Annotated in this window: 15 protein-coding genes; all 15 read left to right on the top strand. The window is 51.7% G+C overall.

Annotated elements, in window-relative coordinates:
• Position 1: 1 nt before the first annotated feature.
• Positions 2–862 carry an acetyl-CoA carboxylase, carboxyltransferase subunit beta gene (gene accD / locus G477_RS0107455; protein ID WP_026697411.1) on the top strand — a complete coding sequence of 287 codons (861 nt, stop codon included), beginning with the start codon at positions 2–4 and terminating at the stop codon, positions 860–862.
• Complete coding sequence (locus G477_RS0107450; RefSeq protein WP_026697410.1) at positions 859–1836, top strand: acetyl-CoA carboxylase carboxyltransferase subunit alpha; 978 nt, start codon at positions 859–861, stop codon at positions 1834–1836. Before accD ends, G477_RS0107450 begins: the two co-directional genes overlap by 4 nt.
• A gap of 127 nt (positions 1837–1963) precedes the next feature.
• Positions 1964–2923, top strand: a complete 960-nt coding sequence (gene pfkA, locus G477_RS0107445; protein WP_026697409.1) for a 6-phosphofructokinase — start codon at positions 1964–1966, stop codon at positions 2921–2923.
• Positions 2924–3133: 210 nt separating this feature from the next.
• Positions 3134–4888: a pyruvate kinase gene (gene pyk, locus G477_RS0107440; protein ID WP_026697408.1), complete on the top strand. Its 1755-nt coding sequence runs from the start codon at positions 3134–3136 to the stop codon at positions 4886–4888.
• A 1057-nt stretch (positions 4889–5945) separates the two neighbouring features.
• Entirely contained in the window at positions 5946–6356 is a 411-nt protein-coding gene (locus G477_RS0107435) for an FxsA family protein (protein WP_026697407.1), read from the top strand.
• A 230-nt stretch (positions 6357–6586) separates the two neighbouring features.
• On the top strand, positions 6587–7057 hold the full coding sequence (locus tag G477_RS0107430) for a DUF441 domain-containing protein (protein WP_026697406.1): 471 nt from the start codon (positions 6587–6589) through the stop codon (positions 7055–7057).
• Positions 7058–7276: 219 nt separating this feature from the next.
• Positions 7277–8395, top strand: coding sequence for a citrate synthase (gene citZ / locus G477_RS0107425; RefSeq protein ID WP_026697405.1), 1119 nt, complete (start codon positions 7277–7279; stop codon positions 8393–8395).
• 98 nt (positions 8396–8493) lie between these two features.
• Positions 8494–9762, top strand: coding sequence for an NADP-dependent isocitrate dehydrogenase (gene icd, locus G477_RS0107420; protein WP_026697404.1), 1269 nt, complete (start codon positions 8494–8496; stop codon positions 9760–9762).
• Positions 9763–10049: 287 nt separating this feature from the next.
• Positions 10050–10988, top strand: coding sequence for a malate dehydrogenase (gene mdh, locus G477_RS0107415; RefSeq protein WP_026697403.1), 939 nt, complete (start codon positions 10050–10052; stop codon positions 10986–10988).
• 71 nt (positions 10989–11059) lie between these two features.
• The gene (locus G477_RS0107410) at positions 11060–11539 is read left to right on the top strand and encodes a MaoC/PaaZ C-terminal domain-containing protein (protein ID WP_026697402.1); all 480 of its coding nucleotides are present in this window, start codon (positions 11060–11062) and stop codon (positions 11537–11539) included.
• Between the two features lie 987 nt (positions 11540–12526).
• The gene (locus G477_RS0107400) at positions 12527–13243 is read left to right on the top strand and encodes a response regulator transcription factor (protein WP_026697400.1); all 717 of its coding nucleotides are present in this window, start codon (positions 12527–12529) and stop codon (positions 13241–13243) included.
• Complete coding sequence (gene pnpS / locus G477_RS0107395) at positions 13236–15002, top strand: two-component system histidine kinase PnpS (protein WP_026697399.1); 1767 nt, start codon at positions 13236–13238, stop codon at positions 15000–15002. Before G477_RS0107400 ends, pnpS begins: the two co-directional genes overlap by 8 nt.
• A 432-nt stretch (positions 15003–15434) precedes the next feature.
• On the top strand, positions 15435–18059 hold the full coding sequence (gene polA / locus G477_RS0107385) for a DNA polymerase I (protein ID WP_026697398.1): 2625 nt from the start codon (positions 15435–15437) through the stop codon (positions 18057–18059).
• Between the two features lie 12 nt (positions 18060–18071).
• Positions 18072–18914 (top strand): DNA-formamidopyrimidine glycosylase, encoded by an 843-nt coding sequence (gene mutM / locus G477_RS0107380; protein ID WP_026697397.1) that lies wholly within the window; start codon positions 18072–18074, stop codon positions 18912–18914.
• Positions 18911–19513, top strand: coding sequence for a dephospho-CoA kinase (coaE, locus tag G477_RS0107375; RefSeq protein ID WP_026697396.1), 603 nt, complete (start codon positions 18911–18913; stop codon positions 19511–19513). Before mutM ends, coaE begins: the two co-directional genes overlap by 4 nt.
• The last annotated feature ends 596 nt before the right edge of the window (positions 19514–20109 follow it).

The raw sequence follows: 20109 nt of genomic DNA, 5'->3' as shown, positions 1-20109 counted from the left end.
TATGCTGAAAGATCTCTTTTCAAAAAAACGCAAAAAGCATCCCGATCAGTCAAAGAAGAAAGAAGTGCCGGAAGGGTTGATGGCGAAGTGCCCGGACTGCGGCACGATTTTTTACATAAAAGAGCTGCGTAAAAATGACATGGTATGCGAAAACTGCGGGTACCATCACCGCATCACAGCCGGAGAGCGCCTGCATTGTACTATTGATGAAGGCAGCTTCGAAGAATTTGATCAAGGCATGATTGCAGAGGATCCGCTTCAATTCCCTGAATATAAAGAGAAGTCTGCAGCAGACCGCGAAAAATCAAACTTAAATGAAGCCATTGTCACGGGAAAGGCCAGCGTGGAAGGTGTACCTGTTGTCATTGGTGTGATGGATGCCCGGTTTCGTATGGGAAGCATGGGGTCCGTTGTCGGGGAGAAAATAGCACGCGCCGTAGACCGTGCCATCGAAGCGCGTCTGCCGGTCATTCTGTTTTCCGCTTCCGGAGGGGCGAGAATGCAGGAGGGCGTCGTCAGTCTCATGCAGATGGCAAAAACGAGTGCGGCGCTGAAACGACTGGATGAAGCAGGCCTGCTCTTCATCAGCGTCATGACGCATCCGACTACAGGCGGCGTCTCCGCAAGTTTCGCCTCATTAGGAGACGTGAACCTGGCTGAGCCAAGAGCGCTGATCGGCTTTGCCGGCCGACGGATTATTGAACAGACCATCCGGGAAAAGCTGCCGGACGACTTCCAGACGTCTGAATTTCTGATGGAACATGGACAGCTGGACCAGGTCGTCCACCGACATGATATGCGCCGTACGATCGCCATTCTGCTGGCTGTGCACCACCCTGCGGCAAAGGAGGAGACAACATGACTGAACAACTGCCATTCGAAAAACCAGTAGTCGAGCTGAGAAATAAAATCGCGGAATTGAAATCCTTTACAGAAGAAAAAGAGATCGATCTTACCGGTGAAATTGAAAAGCTGGAGCAGCGCCTGCAGCAGCTGGAAGAAGATATTTACGGAAACATGAATCCATGGGACCGGGTCCAGCTCGCACGTCATTCGCAGCGCCCGACGACAGATGAATACATGAAGCGCCTGATCGACGACTTTGTCGAGCTGCATGGCGACCGCCTGTACGGCGATGATGCGGCTATTATCGGCGGTGTTGGATTCTTTGAAGGACAGCCGGTCACAGTCATAGGGCATCAGCGGGGCAGAGACACGAAAGAAAATGTGCGCCGGAACTTCGGCATGCCGCATCCGGAAGGATACCGCAAAGCACTGCGCCTGATGCGGCAGGCGGAGAAATTCCAACGGCCTGTCATCTGTTTCATCGACACGAAGGGGGCATTCCCGGGCAAAGCGGCCGAAGAACGAGGGCAGAGTGAGGCCATTGCCAGAAATCTGCTGGAGATGGCAGGGCTGCGTGTACCCGTGATCTGTATCGTCATCGGAGAAGGCGGAAGCGGCGGCGCACTGGCCCTCGGGATCGGAGACCGGCTGTTCATGCTCGAGAATGCAACGTACTCTGTCATTTCGCCGGAAGGGGCAGCAGCACTCCTCTGGAAAGATGCCGGAGAAGCAAAACGTGCGGCGGAAACGATGAAAATCACCGCTCCGGATTTGTACGACCTGGGCATCATCGATCATATTATCCGGGAAGCACGCGGCGGGGCCCATCGGGATGTGGAATCCCAGGCGGAAGCGATCCGCACTGTTCTGTCAACCTCGCTGGACGAGCTCCGTGCGCTGGATACCGACGAACTGGTCTCGCAGCGGCATGAAAAATTTAATAAAATCGGATCCTATACGTTTGTAAACGATGCCAATGCCGAGGAATAGGGATTTTTGTCGAATATCCTTCCATGTATGAAAAGCCTGCCATGCCGGGCGTCTATTGTGTTTGAAAAAGGAAAGTGTTATTTTTAACACATGTGAAAAAGAAGCCATAATCCGAGGTGAACAAATCATGAAACGCATTGGTGTACTAACAAGCGGAGGCGACTCTCCGGGCATGAATGCAGCCATCCGGGCTGTTGTACGGAAAGCGATTTATCATAACCTGGAGGTATTTGGTATTTATTACGGATTCCAGGGATTGATTGACGGGAATATTGAAAAAATGGAACTTGGATCCGTCGGTGACATTATTCACCGTGGAGGAACCAAGTTGTATACAGCAAGATGTGAAGAGTTCAAAACGCCGGAAGGCCAGCAGAAGGGCATTGAACAGCTGAAAAAATTCGGCATCGAAGCCCTTGTCGTCATCGGCGGAGATGGTTCCTTCATGGGAGCGAAAAAGCTGGCGGAACAAGGTTTTCCAACCATCGGAGTTCCAGGTACCATCGACAACGATATTCCAGGGACCGATTTTACCATCGGCTTTGATACAGCATTGAATACAGCGATCGACGCAGTCGATAAAATCAGAGACACTGCCACGTCGCATGAACGGACGTACATCGTCGAAGTCATGGGACGGGACGCAGGAGATCTCGCTCTATGGACAGGACTGGCCGCCGGGGCGGAAACCATCATGATCCCAGAAGCCGGAGAAGACATCGATGAGATCATCAATCGGTTGAAGCGCGGCCACAAGCGTGGGAAGAAACACAGCATCATACTCGTCGCAGAAGGTGTCAGCTCCGGAAGCGAAGTTGCGCAGCAGATTGAAGACCGAACCGAACTGGAAACACGTGTCACGGTTCTCGGTCATATTCAGCGCGGCGGTTCACCGACAGGACGGGACCGGGTTCTCGCAAGCCGTCTCGGAGCAAAGGCAGTGGAGCTGCTGCTTGCAGGAGAAGCCGGCCTGATGGTCGGAATTGAAAACAATAAGCTTGTCTACCATGCTATAGAAGATGCACTGGAGAAAAAAGCGTCTCTCGATCAGGAGATGTATCAGCTTTCCAAGGAGCTGTCTATTTAACGGCAGTAGATATGAAGCTGGGACGCCGGCACGGCGGTCCTGGCTTTTGTACGGAATGATACCGCTGCAGGCAGCGCACAGCTGCATCCAGTTTTCATGCCGTCGATGCTTTTGACATGCCTCGACTGTCAGTCACTTCTTTCCGGATCGAGAAAGCGGGATGTGGAACAGACCCAGCAGGGCATATTTATTTAAGGAGGAAACAACACTATGAGAAAAACGAAAATTGTTTGTACGATCGGCCCGGCCAGCGAATCAGAGGAGAAAGTAGAACAGCTGATTGAAGCCGGCATGAACGTAGCACGATTGAATTTCTCCCACGGAGATTTTGAAGAGCACGGAGCAAGAATCAAATCCGTTCGGGAAGCGGCGAAAAAAGCAGGCCAGAACACGGCGATTCTGCTGGACACGAAAGGGCCGGAAATCCGGACGCAGGAACTGGCTGCCGGAGCAGTAGACCTGCAGAAAGGCCAGACGCTTCGGGTGTCGATGAACGAAGTGAGCGGGAATGAAGAAGTGATCTCCATCACGTATCCCGGACTGGTCAACGATGTTCACGAAGGCTCCAAGCTGCTGCTGGACGATGGCCTGATTGAACTGCTCGTGACCGAGGTGCGCGCGGACGAGCTCGTGACCGAAGTACTGAATAACGGAACGCTGAAAAATAAAAAAGGGGTAAACGTTCCCAATGTGAGCGTCAGCCTGCCGGGAATCACAGAGAAAGACGCTGCGGATATCCTTTTTGGTATTGAGCAGGACGTTGATTTTATCGCGGCATCTTTTGTCCGTCGTGCGTCCGATGTACTGGAAATCCGTGAACTGCTGGAAAAGCACGGAGCCGAACACATTCAGATCATTCCAAAAATTGAAAACCAGGAAGGTGTCGACAACATCGAAGAAATTCTTGAAGTGTCCGACGGCCTGATGGTAGCTCGAGGCGATCTCGGCGTAGAAATCCCTTCGGAAGAAGTACCGCTCGTACAGAAAGAACTGATCAAACAGTGCAACCGTCTCGGCAAGCCGGTCATTACGGCTACGCAGATGCTCGACTCTATGCAGCGGAATCCACGTCCGACCCGGGCAGAAGCTTCTGACGTCGCCAACGCGATCCTCGACGGCACGGACGCTATCATGCTCTCCGGAGAAACTGCAGCAGGGGATTACCCTGTGGAATCGGTTCAGACAATGAAGAATATTGCCCTTCGTGCAGAAACAGCCATGAAGCACGAGGATGTCCTGCGCCGCATTTCCCGTGAGAGTGATAACACCATCACAGAAGCAATCAGTCAATCTGTAACGCATACCGCACTGAACCTGCACGCGTCTGCTATTCTCACGGCAACACAGTCTGGCCATACCGCAAAAATGATTGCGAAATACCGTCCGGAATCAGACATCGTCGCCGTTACGAGCAGCGAAAAAGTCAGCCGCTCTCTGTCTCTCGTCTGGGGCGTTCATGCCCAGCTCGGCACGGACGTGACATCCACGGATGAAATGCTCCAGCTTTCAGTAGATGAAGCGCTGAAGTCCGGCCTCGTGAAAAATGGCGACCTTGTTGTGATTACCGCTGGTGTACCGGTTGGTGAAACGGGAACTACCAACCTGATGAAAGTGCATGTCATCGGAGAGGTCATTGCCAAAGGGCAGGGCATCGGCCGCAAAGTGACGAAAGGCCAAGTGAAAACAGCTTCGTCCGCAGCAGAAGCAATTGAAAAAATGAAGCATGGGGATGTGCTTGTCACGAACAACACGGACCGTGACATGATGGAAGCCTTTGAAAAAGCGGCAGCTGTCATCACAGAACAGGGAGGACTGACATCCCATGCAGCGGTTGTGGGACTGGACCTCGGTATCCCAGTTGTTGTCGGCGTAGAAGACGCTCGAAGCATCCTGAAAGATGGGGACGAAGTAACCGTCGATGGCACACAAGGTAAGGTTTATAAAGGGTCGGCGAGCATTCTTTAATCGATAAGCAGTGGAAACCACTGTACCAGAGCCGTTGGAAGGTTCTTCTTCCGACGGCTTTTACTATTTACTGGAAAATTAAAGGTTCGACTTCCGGTAGGTTCTAAAATACATGTTGGGGTAGAGGTTCATTTCTGTGGCATCTTTTCTGCCGTTTCAGGCGGACGCCTGCCAAGGGGCTTGCCCTTCACTCTCCCCGCGTTGCGAGGAGGATGTTCGGACGGCGCTTGATCCCTCTGGCGTCGCCGCCCTTCACGGCTGAAAAGGTTTCGTTTTTCTTTTTAGCTCTGTTATCGTTTATTGTTGATAATGACAGAAAACTCCGCTGCAGCTCGGCAGGCTTGCCGTGGAGGAAATCTCCAGCTTCCTCGGTCTAACGCCCTGCGGGATCTTCCCATCTCCTTCTTCCACAGGCGTCCGCCGGTCTTCGCTGCGTCCTTCTGAAAGAAGAGAAACTTTTATGAAACGGATCAGGCCCAGGCTATTTTTCGAGACGCCTGCGGATAAAGAAAGCGTGAGATTCTCCCGGATGTAAGGGAGGGAGAGCGGAAGGATGTCTCCGCGGCAAGCGAAGAAAAAAGAGCCGCAGGCGTACTTTTGTTATAACAACACTAGGCTTTAACAAAGCCTTCTTTTTAAAGAGAATCCTAGGTGCGCGATTTGAAAAACGTCTGCGCATGCCTGAGGCTGTTCAACATGTAAATGAGAATCTTCCGGTGACTGTCTCACGCATGCAGCCTTCTGTTCCGCTGAAGCCGGGCTGACAACACATGGTGATCTATACCGATGACACCATTTGGTGCTCTTTCGAAGCGCGGCTGCTCCTGAACGTGGTCCAAACATGAGCATGCCGTTGATCGGTTGGTTCGAAGCGGCCCCCCGTTCGCCGGAAGATGTTTCGCTGCCGCATTCTTCTCGGCAGCCGAGTGAAAAGACTGCAGTTCGGCTGCCGGCTGTAGTGGCTGGAGACTCTTTTTGAACAAGACGGCAGGGAGACAGAAACCACGCATCCGTGGTAAAATAAAACAGAACCAGAGAAAGCAGGGGAGAGATAGCGATGAAAAAATTGTTGTTACTGCTGCTGATTATTGTTCCTGCTGCTGAAATCGGCGTTCTGCTGATATCAGCCAACCTAATCGGTATTTTATGGACGTTGTTCTTTATAATCCTGACCGGCATTGTAGGTGCCGCTCTCGCCAGGCGGGAAGGGCTTCAGGCGATAAGAAAGGCGCAGCTGAAAACGTCGCAGGGCATGGTGCCCGGAGATGAGCTGCTTGATGGCATCTGTATCCTGATCGGAGGAGCCGTCCTCCTGACACCCGGTTTCATCACCGACGCAGCTGGCTTTTTGCTGCTGCTGCCGCCAACGAGACAAGCCTTCAAGCGCGTCCTGCGGTCCGTATATGAAAAAATGATTCAAAGCGGAAATGTCTATGTCATCAACAATCAGTCCGGACGCCGCTACTGATATCCGGGCGAATCAGGTGCTCGCCGGGGTGCTCCTGACCGCTGACTCGTGAGCGGAGGAAAGCGCTGCCGGCCGGCCTTCAATACGCTCGTTTGGAACGTCGTATGAACGGCGTTCCATTTTTATGTTGTGCTTGTAGACATGAGCTCTTAAAGCCGCATCCTTCTTCAAACCAAAAGGCACTCTGCTCCGCCGGTCGTAAGTGATATTAATAGAAAGGAAAAACAACGATGAATCAACCTCTTCTTTTTATGATCATTCTTTTCGTGATCGGACTTGCAGCCAAAAATACAACGCTCATGATCGCCGTAGGCATACTCGTGGCTCTCCACTATTCCGGTTTCGGAAGCACGGCACTGCCGTTTCTTCAGTCCAAAGGTATTCAGATCGGTGTCATTATCATTACCGTTGCTGTACTTGTGCCCATTATGACTGGGGACATCGGCTTCGGAGATTTGAGGGAAGCTCTCGGATCCTCTTATGCCTGGGTAGCGCTCTTATCCGGTGTCTTTGTCGCTGTGATTGCAGCAAATGGCATTGAACTGCTGCAGAATGACCCTCATATTACCACTGCTCTTGTCTTCGGAACCATCCTCGCCGTGGCTTTATTCGGAGGTGTTGCTGTAGGTCCTGTGATCGGTGCCGGCATTGCCTACCTCGTCATGAGAATCGTTGAAGCGTTCAGCTCTATGGGGGGCTGAACGCTTCTATAAAAATGCCGGGATATTCTGAGGATTTCTAAATTTTACATTCACAAAAATACGAAAAATGGTATAATAGGAAGCGTGACAAAAGAGACTACATACGAATAGATGGTTTGGTTGATACATCCTTGCCTTTTTCGTAACCGCTTTCTGACAGGCGGGGGCAGCGCAGAGCGTTGTTTTCGTTTTCAATTCTGTTCGTAAAGGAGAGATAGCATGAGCACAACTAAAGGATTGGAAGGTATTGTTGCAACAACATCCAGTGTGAGTTCCATCATCGACGGTGTATTGACCTACCACGGTTACAACATCGATGATCTTGCTGATAACGCTACGTTTGAAGAGGTTGTCTACCTGCTCTGGAATAATAAACTTCCAAATAAGGAAGAGCTGGAAACGTTCACGAAGGAACTCGCCCAGGCTTCCACTGTACCGCAGGAAGTATTGGATCAGCTCCGTTCTTTCCCGATCGATCAGGTGCACCCAATGGCAGCGCTGCGCACAGCAGTCTCCAATCTTGCCCTTTTTGATGAAGAAGCAGATGAAATGACGGAAGAAGCCAACCGCCGCAAGGCCGTTCGCCTCCAGGCGCAGCTGCCAACGATCGTGACGGCTTTTGCACGTATCCGTCAAGGGAAAGAGCCGGTTGCGCCGAAGCAGGAACTCAGCTTTGCTGCCAACTTCCTCTATATGCTCAACGGAGAAGAGCCGGACGAAATTTCCGAGAAGGCCTTCAATAAAGCACTTGTTCTTCATGCAGACCATGAACTGAATGCTTCCACCTTCACGGCGCGCGTCTGTGTTGCGACGCTGTCTGACGTCTACTCGGGCGTTACTGCCGCGATCGGTGCCCTGAAAGGTCCACTTCACGGCGGTGCCAACGAACGTGTCATGGCGATGCTTAACGATATCGGCGATGCGGATAAGGCAGAATCTTATATCAAAGAAGCGCTGGAGAACAAAACGAAGATTATGGGATTCGGCCACCGTGTTTACAAGGACGGCGATCCGCGTGCGAAGCATCTGCGGGAAATGTCCCGTCAGCTGACCGACATCACAGGGGAATCCAAATGGTATGATATGAGTGTGAAAATTGATGAGATTGTGACCAACGAAAAGGGTCTGCTCCCGAACGTAGATTTCTATTCTGCGTCTGTTTACCACAGCCTCGGTATCGAGCATGACATCTTTACACCTATCTTCGCTGTCAGCCGGGTTTCCGGATGGCTAGCGCACATCCTCGAACAGTATGAAAACAACCGCCTCATCCGTCCTCGTGCAGAATATACAGGACCGGACAAGCAGGAATGGATCCCACTGAAAGACCGCAAGTAAAAGCTGGTAGAGCGCGGAACTGCATATACTGCAGTTCTGCCTTTCACCATATATCTATTTGTGAACCAACGAACTATATTCAGGAGGTTGATTGAATCATGGCAGGAGAAAAAATCACAGTAACGAATGGAAATCTGCATGTACCCGATACACCGATTATTCCTTATATTGAGGGAGACGGGATCGGACCGGATATTTGGAAAGCATCTTCAAAGGTCATTGAAGCTGCTGTAGATAAAGCCTACGATGGGAAGAAATCGATCGAGTGGAAAGAAGTGCTCGCTGGACAAAAAGCGCACGATACAACAGGAGAATGGCTTCCGGACGAGACGTTGAAAACCATTGAGGAATACATGATTGCCATCAAGGGTCCTTTGACGACGCCGATCGGTGGAGGCTTCCGTTCTTTGAACGTGGCTCTGCGTCAGGAACTCGATCTTTTTGCCTGTGTCCGCCCGGTACGCTGGTACAAAGGCGTTCCATCTCCAGTGAAACATCCGGAGGATACGGATATGGTCATCTTCCGCGAGAACTCTGAAGACATCTACGCCGGTATCGAATTTCAGGAAGGCACGGAAGAAGCGAAAAAAGTAGTCGACTTCCTGCAGAATGAAATGGGACAGACGAAAATCCGTTTCCCTGAAACGTCCAGTATCGGAATCAAGCCGGTATCCAAAGAAGGAACAGAGCGTCTGGTCCGCTCTGCTATTCAGTATGCTCTCGATGAAGGCCGAAAGAACGTTACACTCGTTCATAAAGGCAACATCATGAAGTTCACTGAAGGTGCGTTTAAGACTTGGGGATATGAACTGGCTGAACGTGAATTCGGCGACCGCGTATTCACATGGGCGGAGTACGACCGTATTGTAGATGAGAAAGGCAAAGAGGAAGCGAACAAAGTGCAGGATGAAGCAGAGGCAGCAGGGAAAATCATCGTGAAAGACGCGATTGCTGATATCTTCCTGCAGCAGATTCTGACTCGTCCGAAGGAATTCGACGTTGTAGCTACGATGAACCTGAACGGCGACTATGTTTCTGATGCGCTTGCTGCGCAGGTCGGCGGCATTGGTATTGCTCCAGGTGCGAACATCAACTACGATTCCGGGCATGCTATCTTTGAAGCGACGCACGGCACAGCACCGAAGTATGCAGGCCAGGATAAAGTAAACCCATCTTCTGTACTTCTCTCCGGCGTACTGATGCTCCGTCACCTCGGCTGGGCTGAAGCAGCGGATATGATTGAGAATGCCATGGATAAAACGATTGCTGAAAAGACCGTTACGTACGATTTTGCCCGCCTGATGGACGGCGCAACAGAAGTGAAGTGCTCCGAGTTCGGTGATGCACTCATCCGTAACCTCGGATAAGCGTTTCCGGCCTTCCGGCTTACAGCAGGGATAGGCTTGAACAGGCGTCATGATAGTTCGCATATCATGGCGCCTTTTTTCAGAGCAGGACGTGGCTTGATGTGGAGGAAATGGGCGTTATACGAATGTCTCCGTTCTCCTGAAGCAATACGGCGCCTTTATCCGCCGCTTGAAAAGTACCATGCACGTCCATCCAGAACTGCGGATCCCTGATCCTGGAGCCGGAACCTCCGGCCGATGCTTGGAAGCGAATAGATGTGCCAATTTCTCAAAGGAGTGTGTTTAGCATGGGTACAGTCCACCGAAGAAAAATTACTGTTGTAGGAAGCGGATTTACCGGAACGACCACAGCACTGATGGCTGCGCAGAAAGAACTCGGCGATGTCGTCCTGGTGGATATTCCGGATAATGAGGATCCTACCAAAGGAAAAGCGCTCGATATGCTTGAATCTGCTCCTGTGCAGGGGTTTGATTCCCACATTAAAGGAACATCCGATTATAAGGATACGGCCGATTCCGATATTGTGGTCATCACTGCAGGTATTCCGCGGAAACCGGGCATGAGCCGGGATGATCTGATCAGCACCAACGCAGGCATCATGCGCAGCGTAACGAAGGAGATCGTCAAGCATTCTCCGGACTGCTTTATCGTCGTGCTCACCAATCCTGTCGATGCGATGACCTATGCGGTTTATCAGGAATCCGGATTTCCGAAGAACCGCGTGATCGGTCAGTCGGGTGTGCTGGATACAGCCCGCTTCTGTACGTTTATTGCGGAAGAACTGGAAGTATCTGTGGAAGACGTACGCGGCTTTGTTCTCGGAGGACACGGAGACGATATGGTGCCGATGCTCCGCTACAGTTCTGTCGGAGGCATCCCGGTCCAGACCCTGATCGGGAAGGAACGGCTGGATGCTATCGTCGAGCGTACGAGAAAAGGCGGTGGAGAAATCGTCGGACTGCTCGGAAACGGGAGTGCCTATTATGCTCCGGCTGCTGCCATTGTCCAGATGGTGGAGGCCGTTCTCAAAGATAAGAAGAGGGTTCTTCCGGCCATTGCATATTTAGACGGCGAATACGGATACAGCGATATGTATCTTGGCGTTCCGGCCATTCTTGGCGGGAACGGTATTGAGAAAATATTCGAGCTTGATTTAAACGAAGAAGAGCGCCGTCAGCTGGATCAGTCGGCCGATTCGGTTAAAGAGGTTATGAAAGCATTATAGACAGCAGGCTCCGGGAAACCGGAGCCGATGCTTCACGTCGAGTGTAAGCGCTGTCTTTTGGAGGAGCGTATATGTTTACAAAAAATAGAAAGCCGGGTCGTCCGCTCAAAGACTTGCGGATTGGCGACCGGTTCGAAGACAAATACCAAGTGAAGGACCGGGATATCCTGTTGTATCTTGGACTCAGTGATGATGCGAATCCCGCCTATATTCAGCATGATTACGCTGCGAGAACACCGCAGAAAAAACCGATTGTTCCGCATTTAATGCTGAACGGATTTATTCATGCTGCGATTTCGATGCAACTCCCGGGACCGGGATCACTGATCAAAGAGCAGCAGGTCCGCTATGAGAAACCGCTGTATCATTACGATGAACTGACGCTCAAAATGGTGATCACCGATATTGACCGGGAAAAACGGGAGGTCACGATTGATGCAGAAGGCAAAAACAGCCGAGGCGTAACGGTTTTGACGGCGAAACTGCTGGTAGAACCACCGCCGCCGGGAAAACCGATGACAGAACAAGAAGAAACATTCGAGAACTTCTAGCAGCAGGATGTTTCACTACTATGCCGGTAAGAGGCAGGGTAACGGTAAAAAAGAAATGGGCTCGGCACTCACGACAGGGAACGTGTGAACGTTCCCTGTTATAGGCAGGGGACGCTGCTTTTATGCACCAACATAACGCTTCCGACGATCCTATCAGGATCATCGGAAGCGTTATGTATTTTCTTAGCTCAGTTAAAGGCTGGTGTTGATATAAAAAGGACGCCTGAGGCTCCTTTTTCTTCGCTTGCCGCGGAGACATCCTTCCGCTCTCCCTCCCTTACTTCCGGGAGGATCTTCACGCTTTCTTTATCTGCAGGCGTCTCGAAAAATAGCCTGGGCCTGCTCCGTTTCATAAACGTTTCTTTTCTTTCAGAAGGACGCAGCGAAGACCGGCGGACGCCTGTGGAAGAAGGAGATCGGAAGATCCCGCAGGGCGTTAGACCGAGGAAGCTGGAGATTTCCTCCACGGCAAGCCTGCCGAGTTGCAGCGGAGTTTCCTGTCATTATCAACAATAAACGATAACAGAGCTATTTTCTTAAAAATATTTTATAGCAGGGTAAAAGCGGTGCTGCAGGCTGCGTCTTTTCGGATGGACCGCTCCCGCGGGCTGGTCGATCCGGTCATGGGAAGGGCTGCCTGCCTGCCCAACATGTTGAGCAGGCGTCGGCATTGCAGGCAGAAGCGGCGCAAACGTGCTGCGAAGTGGCTCAAAAATTCTGGCAGTAGACCCGCATGCGTCGGGAAAGCGCACGTTTCCAGAGGCGAAGCAGCGCAAAAAGGCAGCGGACCGACCTGCTTCAGCTCCCGGATAAGAAGTACAAGCGTCGGGAAAGGAAGCCGGGATCGTCACTATGGTAACTACGTCCTTTTCTCGTATTTCCCTCTGCAGCTGTTGCGGGCTGGGCGAAATGTAGTAAGATAATGGTACGGGGAAGGTTCGCAAATACAGTCTCTCAACAGGGGGAGAGACCTCAGGAGGAAATGACATGCCGCAGAAGCTGCTGATCGTAGACGATGAAGAATCCATTTTGACGCTGCTTCAATTCAATCTGGAGCAGGGCGGATTTGATGTGACTACCGCAATAGACGGGGAGGAAGCATTGGATAAAGCCGGAACCGGTGAATTTGATCTGATCGTACTCGACCTCATGCTGCCCAAAATGGACGGACTGGAAGTGTGTAAAGGACTGCGCCAGCAGAAAGTGATGACTCCCATCCTGATGCTGACGGCAAAGGATGATGAATTTGATAAAGTGCTCGGGCTCGAGCTCGGTGCTGATGATTATTTAACAAAGCCATTCAGCCCAAGAGAAGTGACAGCAAGGGTCAAAGCGATTCTGCGCCGTTCTGCACAGACACGGCAGGAGGCGCCAGCGGCACCGGAGCCGCAGAAGCTGACAATCGGGGACGTGGATGTTTATCCAGAGAATTATGAAGCCTTTGTAAAAAAAGAGCCCCTGGAGCTGACGCCGAAAGAATTCGAACTGCTCGTCTACCTGGCAACGAACAAAGGAAGGGTCATGACGAGAGATCAGCTGTTGAATTCCGTCTGGAACTACGATTTTATCGGGGATACACGCATCGTCGATGTCCATATCAGCCACCTTCGTGAAAAAATTGAACCGACGACGAAAAAACCGGTCTATATCAAGACAGTGAGAGGACTGGGCTACAAAATGGAGGATCCGTATAAAGATGAATAGCTACCGCTATCGTCTCATCGTCCCCCTGTCGTTGATCATCCTCGTGGTCCTTGCCGGACTGGGGGCGCTGCTGGGCCCGTTTCTTCAAGATTTTTACCAGAACCAGATGTTCGACCGGATCGAAAAAGAAGCGGACGCCGCAGTATACGTGCTGGAAACGGTTGACCCGGAGGATGACGCAGCATTTGCCGAGGCTGTACAGGAAACAGGGAACCGATTGGATGCAAGGCTCACGATTATGCTGGAAGACGGGACAGTGACCGCAGACAGTGATGCCGATGTAGAGGAGATGGACAATCATCTTGACAGGCCGGAGATTCAAGGGGTGGACGACGGCAGTCCATTTGAAATCCGCGTCAGTGACACAGTCAATCAGGAATTGATGTATTATGCCCGCCCGTTTACGATGCAGAACGGAGAGGACGGTTTCCTCCGTCTCGGACTCGACATGACAGAGTTGAACAGTGTCTATCAGAACGTATGGCTGCTCCTCGTCGTGTCGTTTTTTGCAGCGTTTCTCGTCATTGTCATTTTTATCACCAAACTTACCAACCAGCTCGTTCGTCCGATTGAAGACGCCAGACGTGTAGCGAATGAGCTCGCCGAAGGCAATTTTAAAGCAAGGACGGAAGAGGGCCTTCATCTGGAGACGGGGGAACTGAACCGATCCATCAACGTGCTGGCCGAAAACCTGCAGCAGATTACCAATACGTATGAAAATCAGCAGGAACGGCTGGAAACGTTGATTGAAAACATGGGCAGTGGATTGATCCTCATCAATGATAAAGGGGACATCACGCTGATGAACCGCTCGAGCAAAGATATTTTCGGGGAAGACACGAAAAGCTGGCGCAATCAGCTTTATTATCACGTCATCGAACATAAAAAAATTGTTCAGTTTATCCAGGAATTGTTCCTGACGGAGGAAGCCGGCCGAAGACATATGAAATGGCCGAGCGGGATTTACATCCGTCACTTTGATGTACACGGAGCTCCCATTATCGGCGCCGATGCCAAGCTCAAAGGCATTGTTCTCGTCTTTCATGACATCACCGAGCTGAAAAAGCTCGAGCAGGCGAGAAAAGATTTCGTCGCCAATGTCTCCCACGAGCTGAAAACGCCGGTCACCTCCTTGAAGGGCTTTACCGAAACGTTGTTGGATGGGGCTATGCACGAGGAAGCCCTGCGGGAAAAATTCCTCACGATTATTGCAAAAGAATCGGAGAGGCTGGAAGGGCTGATTACCGATCTGCTCGAGCTCTCCAGAATTGAAGATGAACACTTCCAGCTGAACATCAAGCAGGTCGATGTGAACACGCTCATTTACGAAGTAACGACGATGCTGCAGGAAAAAGCAGCAGCGAAAGACATGACGCTGCAGGTGGAAGCAGAAGCGTCGATCGCGATCGACGCAGATGAACAGCGGTTGAAGCAGGTGCTCATCAACCTGATCAACAATGCCGTTGTCTACACCTCTGCGGGAGGAACCATTTTTGTGCGGGCCTTTTATGAAGACCATCAAGCGGTCATTGAAGTGCAGGACACGGGAATCGGGATTGCGGAAAAAGAAATTCCGAGAATTTTTGAACGGTTCTACCGCGTCGATCGGGCCAGAAGTCGAAACTCAGGCGGAACGGGACTCGGGCTTGCGATCGTAAAACACTTGGCAGAAGCGCACGATGCTTCTCTTTCCGTAGATAGTATCCCAGGTGAAGGGACAACGTTTCAGCTTCGTTTTGATCTAGAGGAAGAAGCATGAGCATATCTTTACACATCTTTTACATGGGGTTAACACAACGGAAGTACTGACCTGCTATACTGCAGTTGTGAACCGTTCCTCCGTACTTCAGTACTTCAGTACGCTGGGAACATTCCCCTCTTGAACGGGTGCCTCCCCCTGGGCATCCGTTCTTTTTTTACTTCACAGGAAAGATGTCTTACCGGGAGAAAGGCGGCTCGCGCACTGCGCGGAACGAAGCACTGGTTCTTCCTTTCAACAACCTGCAGCTCCGCATCAAAGAGATCTTTCGCCTGCCTTTCGTTCAAGCGCCGCAGCCACTGGGCATGCTGTTCCGACGCTTTTGGTCGGCCATCGTATAGTGAGGGGAGCGGATGCCCGTCCTTTCATGGTAAAATAACAGTGGCGTTTTCACCTTGAACGGTGGACGATTGAACTGAACGGAGGGATTGGATGTCTGAGAAATTAGTGTTGATAGACGGCAATAGTATTGCCTACCGCGCCTTTTTTGCACTGCCGCTCCTGAATAACGATAAAGGAGTCTACACGAATGCGGTGTACGGATTCACGACCATGCTGCTCAAGGTACTGGAAGAAGAGCAGCCGACCCACATGCTCGTCGCGTTTGATGCCGGGAAGACAACGTTCCGCCATGAAACGTATAAAGAATATAAAGGGACGCGGGAGAAAACACCTCCCGAGCTGTCTGAACAGCTTCCCGTCATAAGGGATCTGCTGAAAGCGTTCCGGATTCCCTATGAAGAAAAAGAAAATGTGGAAGCTGATGACATCATCGGCACGCTCGCAGCCCGAGCCTCTCAGGATGGATGGAAAACGAAAGTGTTTACCGGAGACCGGGACCTGCTGCAGCTCATCGACAGCAATACCGAAGTGGCTCTGACGAAGAAGGGGATTACGAATGTCGACGTCTACACGCCGGAGGCCCTCCATGAAAAATACGGGCTCCGTCCGCTGCAGATTATTGATATGAAAGGCCTGATGGGGGATTCGAGTGATAACATCCCCGGTGTACCCGGTGTCGGAGAGAAAACGGCGCTGAAACTGTTGGCTGCACACGACTCACTGGAAGGTGTTTACGAGCATCTGGAAGAAGTGAACGGAAAGAAAATGAAAGAAAAGCTCGCCGATAACGAAGAGCAGGCCCGAATGAGTAAAGCGCTCGCGACAATCCATACCGATATCGACCTCGTCACGACACCAGAGCAGCTGAAAAGGCAGGAACCGGATCAAGAGGCGGTACGAACCCTCTTTCAGGAACTCGAGTTTCAATCCCTGCTTGCCCGTGTCGGTGGAGAACCGGCGGAAGCAGAAGCGATGGAAGAGCTGGATGTCACCGTCGTATCTTCCTGGTCAGAAGCACTGGAGGCATCACCGGCTGCGATCGTGATCGAATCCCTGGAAGAGAACTATCATCATGCAGCTATTGTCGGCATCGGGCTTGCAAATGAAAACGGGATCTTTGTGCTTCCGGAAAGCGTCCGGCGCGGAGAAGGCTTCCAGGACTGGGCGGCAGACGAGAACAAGGAGAAGTTCGTCTTTGATGCCAAGCGTGCCGTCGTCTCCCTTGCATGGGAAGGCATTGATCTCAACGGGGTCCGGTTTGACGTGCAGATGGCGTCGTATCTGCTCGACCCCGGTGTTTCCTCCCATGAGCTCGCTGACATTGCAGCCCGTAAAAACGGAATGCAGGTCCACGGGGAAGAACATGTGTATGGAAAAGGAAAAAAGATGGCAGTTCCGGAAGAGGCCGTCCTGAATCAGCATCTTGGAAGGAAAGCAGCGGCGGTACTGGAGCTGGTGCCGGAAGTGAGAAAAGAACTCGAAGACCATCAGCAGCTGGAGCTTCTGGAAGAACTGGAGATGCCGCTGTCGGTCATTCTCGGACGTATGGAGACACACGGGGTGGCCGTGGATGAATCCGAATTGAGAACACTCGGAGAAAGCTTGACATCGAGGCTCGATGAGATGGAGAAACGTATTCATGAGCTGGCGGGGATGTCGTTTAACATCAATTCACCGAAACAGCTCGGGGAAGTTCTCTTTGAAAACCTCGGCCTCCCTGTGATGAAAAAGACGAAAACCGGGTATTCCACGTCCGCCGATGTGCTGGAAAAGCTGCAGACCGAGCATGATATCATTCCGGAGATTCTGCATTACCGGCAGCTCGGCAAGTTGAATTCCACTTATATCGAAGGGCTTCTGAAAGCTGTTCATCCAAGAACCGGGCGCATACACACCCGCTTCAACCAGGCATTGACGCAGACCGGGAGATTGAGCTCAACGGAACCGAACCTGCAGAACATTCCGATCCGTCTGGAAGAGGGGAGAAAAATACGTCGTGCGTTTATCCCGTCGGAACCGGGGAGAAAAATACTCGCTGCCGACTACTCGCAGATTGAACTGCGGGTTCTCGCCCACATTTCGCAGGATAACAGCCTGCTGGAAGCCTTTCAGCAGAATTTGGATATTCACACGAAAACAGCGATGGATGTTTTTGAAGTGGACCGGGATGAAGTGGACGGCGGCATGCGCCGTACTGCCAAAGCGGTGAACTTCGGAATCGTCTACGGCATCAGTGATTACGGGTTATCCCAGAACCTCGGAATCACTAGAAAAGAAGCGAAAACGTTCATCGAAAAATATTTCGCCAGCTATCCGGGCGTCCAGGAGTACATGGATTCCATCGTGGAAGAAGCACGAGAACACGGCTATGTGACGACCATGCGCCAGAGAAGAAGGTACCTGCCGGATATTACAAGCAGAAACTTCAATCAGCGCAGCTTCGCAGAACGGACCGCTATGAACACCCCGATCCAGGGAAGTGCCGCCGATATTATTAAACAGGCAATGGTCGATATGGAGCAGGCACTACAGGAGAGCGGTCTGCATGCGGTCATGCTGCTGCAGGTCCACGACGAACTCATCTTTGAAGTTCCAGAGGAGGAAGAAGAAGCACTTGCGGACCTCGTGAAAAACGTCATGGAACAAACCGTCGCGCTGGACGTACCACTGCAGGTCGACGTAGAATCAGGATCAACATGGTATGATGCAAAGTAAGGAGTGGAGGTCATGCCGGAGCTTCCGGAAGTAGAAACAGTCAGACAGACGCTGCAGGAGTTAATCGTCGGCCGGACGATTGAAGATGTCGTTGTCACCCTGCCGAGAATCATACAGAGGCCCGATGATATTGAGGTGTTCCGGACGGAGCTGTCCGGCCAGCAGATTCATGGCGTGGAGCGGAGAGGCAAGTTTCTCCGCATCCACCTTGATGACTGGACGCTCGTCTCGCATCTGCGGATGGAGGGCCGCTACGGTCTTTTCCATGCAGAAGATCCGGTCGATAAACACACCCATGTCCGGTTCGTGTTTCAGGACGGGCGGGATCTCCGCTATACCGATGTCCGTCAGTTCGGGACGATGCACTTATTTGCCGCCGGTGAAGACCTTGCTCATCTGCCTCTTTCCCAGCTGGGGCCCGAACCGCTGGAGGAAGACTTCACACCCGAGGTACTTCAGGGCAGACTCCGGTCGAGCAGAGCAGTTAAAACGCTGCTGCTCGACCAGACGAGACTCGTCGGACTAGGCAATATTTATGTGGACGAAGCGCTGCACCGGGCAGGTCTCCATCCGGAAGTTCCTGCAGAAGCGCTGCGTCCTGCAGAAGTGGACCGGCTGCATGAAGCAGTCGTCCACGTCCTGCGTGGCGCGGTGCAGGCAGGAGGATCTTCTGTTAAATCGTATGTGAACGGTCAGGGCGATATGGGAAGGTTCCAGCAGCAGCTCCAGGTATACGGCCGAAAAGGCGAGCCATGCAATACCTGTGCAGCGCTCATCGAAAAATCTGTTGTCGGCGGCAGAGGTACCCACCACTGTCCAGATTGCCAGCCAGAGAAACGGAGGAAAACATCATGAGAATTGGACTGACCGGCAGTATTGCCACAGGGAAAAGCACGGTCGCTGACATGATCAGAGGCGCGGGCTATCCGGTTATTGATGCAGATGTGATTGCCAGAGAAGTTGTGGAACCTGGAACCCCGGCACTGGAAGAGATCAAATCCCACTTTGGAGACAGCGTCCTGTATGAGGACGGCAGCCTGAACAGGGTGGCGTTAGGCGATATCATTTTTCACTCCAAGCAGGAACGAGAAACGCTGAACAGCATCGTGCACCCTGCTGTTCGTGCCGAGATGAAGCGTCAGGCAGAAGATCATGAAGAAGCCGGCGCAGAGGACGTTTTCATGGATATTCCCCTGTTGTTTGAAAGTGGGCTGGAGCATATGGTCTATCGGACCATGGTGGTCTATGTGCAGCCGGAGATTCAGCTCCGTCGCCTGATGAAGCGGGACCAGCTGGACATGCAGCGGGCGGTGGAAAGGATGCAGGCGCAGTGGTCCATCGAAGAAAAACGAGAACGCGCCGATGTTGTCATCGATAATGGACGCAGCCAGGAAGAGACGAGAATCCAGCTGATGGACTGGCTGAACAGCAAATACCGGACACGCCAGCTGTAAAAGCAGGAATGAGCACAAATGCTTCTTTCACTTCGATAGAAATGCATCGCGATCCTGCAGAGAGACGGCGGCTGTTTACCTGCTCAGGAAGAAGGAAGCACACCTTCTTACCTCGAAACACCTGCGGAACACGCCGCTTCCTTCCCTGCATGCGAGGATGGGATAAAATCGTTCTCCACCAGCAGGTAAAAAACGCTTTCGATGACCCATGCGGGATCGCCGAAAGCGTTTTGTTTGTACATAACAATCACGAACCTGTGGTTTTCATTCACATGTTGAAAGGTTCAGGAATAGACGCTTTTCAAATGGCACGGATGATTCTCTTTGAAAAGAAAAAAACAAAAACGAGCCCTTTCCGGGAGGGAAGGACGGCACCACGCGGCAGGCGTCCGCCTGAAACAGAAGAAGAGATGCCACGGAAATGAACCTCTACTCTACATTTATTTTAGAACCGTTTTTTGAGACGCTCTGCTGAAGCCTTGCACGCGGCAGGCGATTGTCATTGGAAGAAGGATCAATCCCTCATACAGAAAGCCCTCACCGAAAAGGGAAGGGCTTTTTTCTGCTTCACGGTTGTCACAAATCCTCCAAAAAAT

It is taken from the genome of Alkalicoccus chagannorensis DSM 18086 (assembly GCF_000429725.1).
Lineage (GTDB): Bacteria > Bacillota > Bacilli > Bacillales > Salisediminibacteriaceae > Alkalicoccus > Alkalicoccus chagannorensis.
This window is presented reverse-complemented; position numbering and strand designations above follow the sequence as displayed.